Raw genomic sequence first — 11,367 nt, 5'->3', positions numbered from 1 at the left:
GCGAACGCGGAGGAGCCTAAACCGGTGTGCGTGCATGCCGGGGTCATGGACTGCATTTAAGATTCAGCGAAGTTAACAGAACGGTTTTGGGAAAGCCGGCCGAAGAGGGTGAAAGCCCCGTACGTGAAAGCAGAGCTGACTGAGCAGGATCCGGAGTACCACGAGACACGAGGAACCTTGTGGGAAGTAAGGGGGACCACCCCCTAAGGCTAAATACTACTTAGTGACCGATAGCGCATAGTACTGTGAAGGAAAGGTGAAAAGGACCCCGGGAGGGGAGTGAAAGAGAACCTGAAACCCTGTGTCTACAAGCTGTGGAAGTACTTTATATGTACGACCGCGTACTTTTTGTAGAACGGTCCGGCGAGTTACGCTTACTGGCAAGGTTAAGCACTTCAGGTGTGGAGCCGTAGGGAAACCAAGTCTTAACAGGGCCAGAGTCAGTAGGAGTAGACCCGAAACCGGGTGATCTATCCATGTCCAGGTTGAAGCTGCCGTAAGAGGTAGTGGAGGACCGAACCCACATCCGTTGAAAAGGGTGGGGATGAGGTGTGGATAGGGGAGAAATTCCAATCGAACCCGGAGATAGCTGGTTCTCCTCGAAATAGCTTTAGGGCTAGCCTCGGTGTGAGTCTTGCGGAGGTAGAGCACTGAATTTCCTAGGGGGCGTCAAAGCCTACCGAAGAATATCAAACTCCGAATGCCGTGTAGATATCACCGGGAGTCAGACTGCACGAGATAAGTTGGGCGGTCAAAAGGGAAAGAGCCCAGACCTACAGTTAAGGTCCCAAAGTGCGCGTTAAGTGGAAAAGGATGTGGGATTTCGAAGACAACCAGGATGTTGGCTCAGAAGCAGCCATACATTCAAAGAGTGCGTAATAGCTCACTGGTCGAGAGGTCCTGCGCCGAAAATGTCCGGGGCTGAAACGCGCCACCGAAACTAAGGAATCTGAAAAGATTGGTAGAGGAGCATTGCATGCGGGAAGAAGCAGTACCGGAAGGAGCTGTGGATTGCATGGAAGAGAGAATGCCGGAATGAGTAGCGAGATAGAGGTGGGAATCCTCTAGGCCGAATATCCAAGGTTTCCAGGGTAAAGCTGATCTGCCCTGGGTGAGTCGGGACCTAAGGTGAGGGCGAGAGCCGTAGCCGATGGACAACAGGTTGATATTCCTGTACTGCAGTATGACAGAACTGTGGGGACACGTAAGGAGAGCGGGAGCCGGGAATGGAAAGCCCGGTACAAGCGAGGTACCAGTCACATAGGAAAATCCGTGTGGCAATGGGAAGACGTGATGTGGAGTGAATTTTAGTAACGAAGCCCGTGAGCCATGCGTCAAGAAAAGCCGCTATCGTTCATATTGTACCCGTACCGTAAACCGACACAGGTGGATGAGGAGAGAATCCTAAGGCCGGCGGAAGAAGTATTGCCAAGGAACTCGGCAAAATGGCCCCGTAACTTAGGGAGAAGGGGTGCCTGCGAGAGCAGGCCGCAGAGAATAGGCTCAAGCAACTGTTTAGCAAAAACACAGGTCTATGCGAAACCGAAAGGTGAGGTATATGGGCTGACGCCTGCCCGGTGCTGGAAGGTTAAGAGGAGAGGTTAGACGTAAGTCGAAGCTTTGAATTTAAGCCCCAGTAAACGGCGGCCGTAACTATAACGGTCCTAAGGTAGCGAAATTCCTTGTCGGGTAAGTTCCGACCCGCACGAAAGGCGTAATGATTTGAGCGCTGTCTCGGCAATACATCCGGTGAAATTGAAGTGCCAGTGAAGATGCTGGCTACCCGCGCCAGGACGGAAAGACCCCATGGAGCTTTACTCCAGTTTGGCACTGGGGTCCGGTGTTGCATGTACAGGATAGGTGGGAGGCTGAGAAACGGTAACGTCAGTTGCCGCGGAGCCGCTGTTGGGATACCACCCTTGTGATATTGGGCTTCTAACCAGCCGCCGTGATCCGGCGGTGGGACAATGCCAGGCGGGGAGTTTGACTGGGGCGGTCGCCTCCGAAAGGGTATCGGAGGCGCCCAAAGGTTCCCTCAGAATGGACGGAAACCATTCGAAGAGTGCAAAGGCAGAAGGGAGCTTGACTGCGACACCGACGGGTGGAGCAGGTACGAAAGTAGGGCTTAGTGATCCGGTGGTATTAAGTGGGAATGCCATCGCTCAACGGATAAAAGCTACCCTGGGGATAACAGGCTTATCACTCCCAAGAGTTCACATCGACGGAGTGGTTTGGCACCTCGATGTCGGCTCATCGCATCCTGGGGCTGTAGTAGGTCCCAAGGGTTGGGCTGTTCGCCCATTAAAGCGGTACGCGAGCTGGGTTCAGAACGTCGTGAGACAGTTCGGTCCCTATCCGGCGTGGGCGCAGGATATCTGAGAGGAGCTGTCCTTAGTACGAGAGGACCGGGATGGACGGACCGCTGGTGGACCGGTTGGCTTGCCAAAGCCATGGCCGGGTAGCCAAGTCCGGAAGGGATAAACGCTGAAGGCATCTAAGCGTGAAGCCCCCCTCAAGATGAGATATCCCATTCTTATGAAGTAAACCCCCTTGAAGACGACGAGGTAGATAGGGCAGAGGTGGAAGTGTGGTAACACATGGAGCTGACTGTTACTAATCGGGTGAGGGCTTGACCAAGAAACGCAGGTTAAGAATTGATTCAAAGAGTTTGATTAACGATCAACAAGCATGTATGTAGTTTTTAAGGTACAAACCTTAAAATGGCCCAGTGGCTCAGTTGGTTAGAGCGCCGCCCTGTCACGGCGGAGGTCGAGAGTTCGAGTCTCTTCTGGGTCGTTACAGCTTAGCTGTAATGAATTAAATATGGGATCTTAGCTCAGCTGGGAGAGCATCTGCCTTACAAGCAGAGGGTCATAGGTTCGAGCCCTATAGGTCCCATAGATTATGGATGGATTCCCGAGTGGCCAAAGGGGGCAGACTGTAAATCTGTTGGCACCGCCTTCGAAGGTTCGAATCCTTCTCCATCCACTTAAATGCCGATGTGGCTCAATTGGCAGAGCAGCTGATTTGTAATCAGCAGGTTATCGGTTCGAGTCCGATCATCGGCTTTTAACATTTAATAACGCGGGGTGGAGCAGTCTGGAAGCTCGTCGGGCTCATAACCCGAAGGTCATAGGTTCAAATCCTGTCCCCGCTACTTATGCCCAGATAGCTCAGTTGGTAGAGCAGAGGACTGAAAATCCTCGTGTCGCTGGTTCGATTCCGGCTCTGGGCATGTTTTAATGTAAAACATACGAACGGCTGGTTAGAAAAAGCCTGAGTATTAATTAATTTAATATGGGGTATTAGCTCAGTCGGTAGAGCACTTGACTTTTAATCAAGTTGTCCGGGGTTCGAATCCCCGATGCCTCACTTTTTAAGTGGATCAGATAAATTCCCATTTATTGCTCAAGGCAGTAGGTGGGAATTTTGTTTTATATCTGTGCGAGTATAGTATAAAGGAAGACGGTTACGTTGTGATTCAGCGTAACCGTCTTTTTTATATCATAGAAAATTACGTACTGACGAACGAATCAGCAGAGCCATCGAGTAGGATTTCAATGGTAGGAGTATGTCAATGCGATAAAAAAAATATTATGGACATTTTCGACAAAATTAGAGCATAGCTGTACAGTATTAAGACTTTATCATAAGAATGAGCAGGAAATCTGTTATGATCAGGATTACTAGGAAGACAATAGAGATGGTCATAGAATAGATATTCTGGATCTGGTTTGGATTCTGCGGATCACATTTGATCTGAACATGCTTTCCGGGGGCTTTGCCAAGGCGTAAAAACTCGATTCGGTCAGCTGTGTAGTTTTGTTCCTTGTAGGTGTAAGAGTACTTCACATAGTTATGATAATTGGAACTATGAGGTTTGTTAGGATTATTTGAGCGGCTGACAGATGATATAACAGCATCTACAGGTACGTAATCATGATATTTTATGGCGGAACAGATAGTTATTGCCAGAAAAAAAACAGTTCCAATTACGCAGCAGCCCAGAATAACCGGTAAAATTTGTCGGGCTTTTGGATTTACGGTGACACTCATGATTTTTCTCCTTTCTTGGTTGATAGTCTGATAATTTACGGGGGATTAATTATAAATGATTTCGAATGATCTCGAAAATTTATAATTGATGAACATTATAGCATAGTACAGCAGAAGGGAAAAGTGCTTATGAAGAGAAAAAGTGCGTCAAAAAAATTGCTGCCGCTGATGCTGATCCTGATGTTGATCTTAGGAATCAGTATGCCAGCAAATGCAGTTGAAGTCAAAGATACTTCCCAAAATATATACAATGTTGTCCAGAACAGTGACGGAACTTATACGATCACAGTAAAAGACGGAAATGCTTATAAAAATCTGGAAACCGGAAAGGTTGTACTGTTTTCTGCAAAGGAAATGGGAACAGATACAGATATTGCATTAAAAGTCCAGAATATCACAAAGGTAAAGCTGTCCGGTTCTGTTGCTGTTACGATTCCGGATGTAAGCTGTAAGCTGGATGCCGGATTCAGCTGGGGAAAGATAGAGGTAAAGCATTTTATTGCGTCAGTTACAGGAAAAGCTGATTTCGAAGGCGGACTTTATATAAGTGGCGTGAATTCAGAGCAGCAGATCAAACATGCAAGTGGAACTATGGAAACAGTCAGCGATGTACTTGAACTGGGACGAGTTCCTATAAAGCTTGGTACAACTGGTCTTTCTGCAGATCTGGTGGTTTCTCTGTTTTATGATGTGTCCGGGCAGTTTGTTGTGAAATATTCCGTTGAAGCAACTGGCGGATATGAATTCAAAGATGGAAATGGAAGATTTATCCATGATTTCAGTCAGACTTTGACACCGGTCACAATAGAAGGATCTGCGAAATGCGGTCTTCAGTTTGGATTAAATCTGACTGCATTGGAGACATGGGATCTGGCAGGAATTGATATTAAGGTAGGACCTGCGGCAAAGGCAAGCGTATCCTATACAGTTCGTGATGCCGGAAATGTGCTTTGTTCTGATGTAAGAACCTATATTTACGCAGCGGGTGAGTTGAATCCGGATACGGTGGTCGGAAAGTTCCTGAAAACGGTATGGCATTATACGTTGTCCAAGGATTTTCTGTCTGATGATGACGATAATCCACTAAAATTGAAGGTTCATTTTGAAAATGGAACACTGGTAGATAAATGTACAGTCGGAGCCGGAAGCATTGAGGGAAGCGTTTTGGATTCAAACAGTAAAGCTCCTGTAAAAAATGCCAGCGTGGAAGCATATTCCGGAACAGTCAAGGTTGAAAAAACTTTCACGAAAGAAGATGGAACTTATTCATTTAATGATCTTGATGAAGGAACCTACAAAATTGTTGTCACAGCAACCGGTTACCAGAAATATGAGAGCAGTTCCATGGAAGTATCAGCGAACCAGATCACATACGCAGAATCTTTCCTGATGGTATCCAGAGCAGAAGCCGGAGATGGTGAGCTGAGTGGAAGATTTATTCATTCCATGACCGGCGGAAATATAGAAAATGTAACTTATGAATTACGTAAGGGCTGGGATAATGTGATCGGAGAGACTGTGAAAGAAGGCGTATCAGCAGATGGAACCTATACGTTGACCGTGCCAGCCGGAAACTATACGCTGAATGCAAGCAATGAAGATTTTGTTTCTGCCCATATCAATGTTGTAGTTCAGGCAAATGCATGCAGTGAACGTGATGTAACAATGTCACCGACCAATATCAGTGCAGGAGATGAGGGACTTCTTCAGATCGTGCTTACATGGGGAGAAACTCCGCGAGATCTGGATTCTCATCTGCTGGGACCTGCTGATGAAAACGGAGATGACTACTTCCATGTATACTATAGGGATAAAAATGCATATTCAGAGGATGGAGATGTAATAGCAAATCTGGATCTGGATGATACAAGCAGCTATGGACCGGAAACAACAACCATATACAAAGGCTTCACCGGAAGAAAATATAGCTTTTATGTATACGATTATACAAACGGTGAAGATGATGCGAGTACAGAATTATCTGCTTCGTCAGCCAAAGTAACCGTTTACCGGGGTGGAAAACAGATCTACCAGGCAAATGTACCGGTTAACAGGGAAGGATACCTGTGGCATGTATTTGACTATGATGTGCAGTCAAACAAGCTTATGCCAGTCAATACCTTTGTATATGATTATGAAGTGCCGGAAGCAAATGCAATGGAAGATAATTCAGGCATTATTTCAGAAACAGAAGCCCTTGAGATCATCCGAAACAGTGAAAAGAAAGCTGAAGAAGAGAGCAGCGAGGAACTCAAGATGAGTTCTGAAGAAGGAAAGACGGACGATAATACTGAGGAAGAGATATTTGATGATTCCAGTGAAGAACCGGAGATATCAGAAAGTGGTGATACGGCTGAAGTAATTGAGTTTCCGAAGGACTCTGAAACGGAAGAAGAAAATGACGGAACAGAAATAACAGAAGAGGATAGTGAGAGTGCGGAGGAGCTGCCGGTGGAAGATATTTATGAGGGATCAGAGGAGTTAGGTCTGGCAGGATAAAAATGTACTGTGATCGAACAGATCTCGCTGTTTGTGGCAGTACGCATATTCGGGCCCCATATGCCGGCACCGGAGGTAACGATGTTGTGCATAGTCCCCTTTTTCAGGTAACCGCAGGAATTTTCCCAGACCAGGCCGGTGATGATGTTCAGAGGGAACAGCTGGCCGTCATGAGTATGGCCGCAGAGATCAAGGTCTGCGCCTGCGGCTGCCACTTCATCCAGCTGACCGGGCTGATGATCCATAAAAATAATCGGGAGTGTTTTGTCAAGGCAGGCTGTAAGCTGGTCAGGATCCTTACGGGTGTCGGACATTTTTCGGCAGCGTGAAGGATCCTTACGGCCTGTCAGATAAAACCGTTTATCTATGAGGACGGTTTCGTCATCGAGAAGCCGGATGTTGGCAGATTCCAGAAAATTCCGCATTCTGGGATCATCATAATCTTTTTTTGCATTGCGGAAGGTAAAACCGGCCAGAATCGGTTCGCTGAGATCATGGTTGCCCCAACAGGCATAAACGCCGTATCTGGATTTCAGCGAACGGAGAATGGCCGCTGTTTTTTTCGGGTTTTTGATCCCTTCATATTCGTTATCAAAAATATCGCCGGCAATACAGATCAGATCCGGATCTTCGGCGTTGATCTTTTTTACAAGAAGTCCGGCATGTTTTTCTCCGATACTGTAACCGAAATGAATGTCTGCGAGCAGGACGATCTTCAGGGAGTCCATTCCCTTCACCTGCTTGTCTATTTTCACATCATAAGTTTTTGTCTTAATATTCCACTGATTAAAAATCCCATAGAGACTGACACCAATGATCAGAAGGGTGCAGACAGCGCCTGTGACTACGAAGGCTTTCCTGGAATACATCCAGGCCGGATGAAGCGTATGCTTCAGGATCAGTCTGCAGAGATCTGTAGTTACGATTACGATCAGGATGTAAAGAAATGTTCCCTGAAAATAATTTGCCGTATTTTTCAGGAAGCGATGGAGCGCAGGGGGCTTCCGGATGAGAAAACAGGTCAGAAGAGAAGTGGACAGAAAAATATAAACACCTGCAAAGCATGCCCGGAACGCAAAGGTCTGGAAAAAATGAGTACAGGCACCCATCCACAAAATCATCCAGCGGACGATATAAATATTAATGAGAATATATAATGGTGCGAGAAAGATGGCAAGCATGGTGTGTGATACCTCCATTCGTGGAAAGCAATAAGCTGTGAGCAGGATTGATCACTGCAGATACTTTTTGAATTGATATATAGCATTTCCATAAATTACTGCAGCATGTTCGGAATAACTTTTTTTGATGCATTGATTCATGGAACTGCTATAGTATACAGCAAATAATAATTTTTGGCAAAAGAACATATATTAGGAAAAAGAACGCTTATGGTGCTTTTTATGAAAAAATATGCGCTTCTTCGATATTGTCTGGTATTTTTGGCAATTGTTCTTCCTTATTTTTCGGCGGCAACCATTAATGGACCAGAGAGGGTCCTGGCAGAGAGGGTGCCGGATATGGAAGAATATCTCCCGGTCATTGTTTTTTCGCAGATTTCCCCGGATATGAAAAAAGAAACCATAAAAGCGCAGACTGTGATCGCACGGTCGAATATTCAAAGGTGGCTGGGTGAGGGGAAAAATCTGGCAGAGATCCTGAGGGAAAACGGAAGTACAGAGGAAGTCTGGAGATATTTTTTTGCAGAAAAAAGGCAGATCTATGAACAGGCAGCAAAAGAGACGGATGGACAGGTACTTACATATGAAGGAAAAGTGAGGCTGACTCCCTGGCATAAGAGAAGCGCAGGGAAAACCCGCAGCGGGGAAGAAGCTTTTCATGATGAGGCGTATACATATCTGAAATCGGCAGATAGCAGTGAGGATAAAAAATCTCCGGATCATATAAAAATCGTGGAAATTCCTGCGGGGCAGCTTTCCGGGGAGCTGAAGATCAAAAAACGGGACAGTGCCGGTTATGTGACAGAGCTTACGATTGGGGAAACACTTCTGGAGGGAGAAAGCTTTGCAGCGGGAATGGGACTGGAATCCGCGAATTTCAGTTTGAAGAAAAAGGATGATATTTATTATCTGCGAGTGCGTGGTAGCGGTCATGGTGTGGGATTTTCCCAGTTTGGTGGAAATGAGATGGCAAAAAACGGAAGCAGTGCGGAGGAGATCCTGAAAAAATATTTTCCGGAGATGGAGCTGAAAGCTGAGGATTAAAGAAAGTCAGGCATCCGAAGCAACGTCTGATAAAAAAATATTCAAAAAATGAATAGACAGCCATATTCTGGACACTCTATAGATATAGAAATGGTGACCGAAACGGCAGCTTTACTGTTTTTTCTGTTACTGAAAATGAACATATCAGACAGAGGTGGAAAGAATATGAAAAGTAAAATTGTGAGAGGTATTATCAACGGAGGTGTTCTGGCAGCAGTGGCGGCACTTGGGATTACTGTTTATCAGCTTGGAACAAAGCCCATCGCAGAAAATCCCCAGGAGGAAAATTCTGTACAGGTAGAAGAGACCGGGCTGGAAGAGGAGCTTTCGGACGGGGAAAACGCAGAGGATGCGGCAGCTGCCGGAGATGGCTGGCAGGATGTAGCACAGGATGAGATCTCTGATGGAGAAACCGAAGATGAAGCAGGTCTGTCAGGAGCTTCAGAAGCTGGAGCAGATGGAGTGACAGGAAGCATCCGTGAGACTGCAGGAAGTGGTACAGCCGAAAATGCAGCGGCAGATGCAGATAATGAAAGTGGTACGGAGGATAGGAGCGTGTCTGCGGCAGCAGGTGCAGACAGAAGCCGCACAGATGGCACTGGAAATACAGCAGATAATGCCGGAAATACATCGGCAGAGGGAGCGGTGAATAACGGAGCTGGAGCTTCCACAGATACCGCAGAGACCTCAGCTGTCGGAATTGCGGCACAGGCTTTGGATTTTACGGAGGATTCCATTATGGAATGGCCGGTCAGAGGAACGGTTCTTGTGGATTACAATATGGATGAAACCGTATATTATCCGACTTTGGATCAGTATCGTATAAGCTCTGCCATTGCTTTGCAGGCAGTGGAGGATGCGCCGGTGTATGCGGCGGCTGATGGTCAGGTGCTTTCTGTTGTACAGGATGCCTGTACGGGAACGACTGTGACTATGGAGCTGGGAAATGGTTATCAGGCAGTATACGGGCAGCTGAAGGACCTTACTGTGGCAGAAGGCGACACAGTAAAGGAGGGTGAAGTGATCGGAAATATCAGTGCACCTACCAAATATTATTCTGTAGAAGGCCCGAATCTTTATTTTGCAATGAAAAAGGATGGCGTGCCGGTAGATCCGTTTGAATATCTGGAATGACAGGGAAAACCGAAAAACAGATATGCCGGGGAGATTTTTAGAAACAGAGTATGGAGGATACGGGATGGGAGGTATATGCATCCCGTATCCCCTGCCTTGTGAAGCATGCTACTGAGAACGGAGTGAACATTAACCAAAAATTTCCATTTACATAGGAAAAGAAGCTTTTTTACCGGAAAGAAACCGTGTATAATCTATATTATAAATATGCATACAAGGACGGATATAACAGGACAAAAGAAGAGGTACATAAGTTATGAACATTAATGAAATAGCCAGGCTTGCCGGAGTTTCCAGAGCTACGGTATCCAGATATTTGAATAATGGATATGTCAGCAGTGAAAAAAAGGAAGTCATCCGCAGGGTGATCCAGGAGACAGGATATCAGCCATCCTCCCAGGCACAGACACTGCGGACCAAAAAAACCAGTCTCATCGGTGTCATCCTTCCAAAGATCAATTCAGATACCATAAGCCGTGAGGTGACAGGGATCAGTGATATTCTTACACGGAGAGGATATCAGCTTATTCTGGCCAATACCAATAATGATGTGGAAGAAGAGCTGAAATACCTTTCTCTGTTTAAAGAACGTCAGGTGGACGGAGTGGTTTTCATTGCTACCATGTTTACCAGAAAGCATAAACAGATGCTGAAGGATTATAAGGTACCGATCGTGATCCTGGGACAGCATCTGGACGGATATCCATGTATTTATCAGGATGATCATAAAGCAGCTTTTCAGGTCACGGAGAAGCTGGCGGAGAAGGGGAAAAAGTTTGCCTATATCGGCGTTACAGATAAGGACGAGGCAGTTGGTGCCTGTAGGAAAAAGGGTTTTATGGATGCTATCCATAAAGCTAAGCTGGAGGTCGTGCCGGAGAGGATGAAGATCGGAAGCTTTACCATGGATTCCGGGTATGAGATGGCGAAGGAGCTTTTTGAGGAGGAGCCTTCCATAGATTCTCTTGTGTGTGCTACGGATACTATGGCGGTGGGAGCCATGACTTATTTGAAGGAGATCGGGCTTCGCATTCCCGAGGATGTTCAGATCGCAGGGATCGGGGATGGAGTTCCGGGTAAGATCGTGGAACCGAAGCTGACAACGGTACATTTTTATTATAAGACCAGCGGAATGGAGGCAGCAGCCATGCTGGCTGATCTTATTGAGAACGATACCGGGATCAGCAAGGAAATAAAAATGGGATGTGAGCTTGTGGAACGGGAATCTCACAGGTAACAGAGAATATCCTCGCAGACAGAGGAAGAAATTATAAGTTATTGTGGAACAGGAGCAGATCTTTTGGGAGAAAAAGACCTGCTTCTTTTTGTGTGGTGCTGTGTTATGGCTGAGCAAACACAGAAAAATGCCAGATTTTTTCTGCGATACCTTGACTGGTTTGTCTGTCTTGCATCTGTTCTTATGGAATATGTACAATTTTGACCGAAGAAATTT

6 protein-coding genes, 7 tRNA genes and 1 rRNA gene (1 of these 14 only partly in view) are annotated in these 11,367 nt (G+C 46.2%); 12 read left to right on the top strand and 2 right to left on the bottom strand.

The window, feature by feature from the left end; translation table 11 throughout:
* The 8 genes from CCC70_RS09320 to CCC70_RS09285 form a co-directional block, all read left to right on the top strand.
* Positions 1-2,637: ribosomal RNA gene (locus tag CCC70_RS09320) — 23S ribosomal RNA — on the top strand (it extends 250 nt beyond the left edge of the window).
* A gap of 85 nt (positions 2,638-2,722) precedes the next feature.
* Positions 2,723-2,796, top strand: a tRNA-Asp gene (locus CCC70_RS09315).
* 29 nt (positions 2,797-2,825) lie between these two features.
* Positions 2,826-2,898, top strand: a tRNA-Val gene (locus tag CCC70_RS09310).
* Positions 2,899-2,906: 8 nt separating this feature from the next.
* Positions 2,907-2,988: transfer RNA gene (locus CCC70_RS09305), tRNA-Tyr, on the top strand.
* Positions 2,989-2,995: 7 nt separating this feature from the next.
* Positions 2,996-3,068 (top strand) — tRNA-Thr (locus tag CCC70_RS09300).
* 15 nt (positions 3,069-3,083) lie between these two features.
* Positions 3,084-3,157, top strand: a tRNA-Met gene (locus CCC70_RS09295).
* 5 nt (positions 3,158-3,162) lie between these two features.
* A tRNA-Phe gene (locus CCC70_RS09290) sits at positions 3,163-3,235 on the top strand.
* A 64-nt stretch (positions 3,236-3,299) separates the two neighbouring features.
* A tRNA-Lys gene (locus CCC70_RS09285) sits at positions 3,300-3,372 on the top strand.
* Positions 3,373-3,636: 264 nt separating this feature from the next.
* Here the strand turns inward: CCC70_RS09285 and CCC70_RS09280 are convergent.
* Positions 3,637-4,056, bottom strand: coding sequence for a DUF3592 domain-containing protein (locus CCC70_RS09280; RefSeq protein WP_092071782.1), 420 nt, complete (start codon positions 4,054-4,056; stop codon positions 3,637-3,639).
* A 129-nt stretch (positions 4,057-4,185) separates the two neighbouring features.
* On the opposite strand from CCC70_RS09280, the gene CCC70_RS09275 reads away from it, so the two are divergent.
* Positions 4,186-6,555 (top strand): carboxypeptidase regulatory-like domain-containing protein, encoded by a 2,370-nt coding sequence (locus CCC70_RS09275; protein ID WP_287084718.1) that lies wholly within the window; start codon positions 4,186-4,188, stop codon positions 6,553-6,555.
* Here CCC70_RS09275 and CCC70_RS09270 read toward each other — a convergent pair.
* Positions 6,519-7,736: a metallophosphoesterase gene (locus CCC70_RS09270; protein WP_270652906.1), complete on the bottom strand. Its 1,218-nt coding sequence runs from the start codon at positions 7,734-7,736 to the stop codon at positions 6,519-6,521. The genes CCC70_RS09275 and CCC70_RS09270 overlap by 37 nt on opposite strands.
* Before the next feature lie 174 nt (positions 7,737-7,910).
* Between CCC70_RS09270 and CCC70_RS09265 the strand changes: the two genes are divergently transcribed.
* From CCC70_RS09265 to CCC70_RS09255, 3 genes are all read left to right on the top strand, one after another.
* Positions 7,911-8,780: a SpoIID/LytB domain-containing protein gene (locus CCC70_RS09265; RefSeq protein WP_287084716.1), complete on the top strand. Its 870-nt coding sequence runs from the start codon at positions 7,911-7,913 to the stop codon at positions 8,778-8,780.
* Between the two features lie 165 nt (positions 8,781-8,945).
* Positions 8,946-9,914: a M23 family metallopeptidase gene (locus tag CCC70_RS09260; RefSeq protein WP_270652904.1), complete on the top strand. Its 969-nt coding sequence runs from the start codon at positions 8,946-8,948 to the stop codon at positions 9,912-9,914.
* 256 nt (positions 9,915-10,170) lie between these two features.
* Positions 10,171-11,151, top strand: coding sequence for a LacI family DNA-binding transcriptional regulator (locus CCC70_RS09255; RefSeq protein ID WP_021652887.1), 981 nt, complete (start codon positions 10,171-10,173; stop codon positions 11,149-11,151).
* Positions 11,152-11,367 lie beyond the last annotated feature (216 nt).

The organism is Blautia sp. LMAG:89, assembly GCF_008679485.1.
Classification (GTDB): domain Bacteria; phylum Bacillota; class Clostridia; order Lachnospirales; family Lachnospiraceae; genus Blautia_A; species Blautia_A fusiformis.
The sequence above is the reverse complement of the archived record's forward strand: the minus strand, read 5'-3'. Positions and strand labels throughout refer to the sequence as shown.